This window comes from Pseudomonas sp. 05T35, from assembly GCF_056396605.1.
Map to the genome: position 1 here is coordinate 1 of NZ_JBFTLU010000996.1, position 405 is coordinate 405.

1 pseudogene is annotated in these 405 nt (G+C 56.8%); it reads right to left on the minus strand.

The annotated features are described in order from the left end of the window. Window positions 1-340, minus strand: a pseudogene (locus tag AC1DH9_RS31090) (cytochrome C); the annotation flags it as partial. Window positions 341-405 lie beyond the last annotated feature (65 nt).

The following is a 405-nucleotide window of genomic DNA, read 5'->3' on the forward strand; positions in this document are numbered from 1 at the left end:
GCATCACGTTTTGGGCCCCCCATTCGTAGGTATAGGCCACCCGTGCATAAGGGCTTGAGCCATCCATGTACGTCAACGGATGGTAGGTGTCGCCCTTCTTGTTGCCCAGGCTCAGAAACTGCCATGTGTCTTTGGCGGTCTGGTAGGAAGTCAGCTCCAGATACAACGACTTGTTCAGATAAACATAGGCACCGATACCCGCCACCTGTTGAGCCAATCCCCCCTCGATCAGCGTCGAGGCAGGGACCCCGCCAAAGGCGCCCAGGGTTGAACTGACATACGGATAGCCCCACGCAGGCGTGCTGTTCCAGACATCCTGAACCGTGGGGTTGTTATGCAATGTGACGCCCCAGATGACATCTCGTGAGGCATCCAGCCGGCTGTCTGCATAACGCAGGTCAAAGT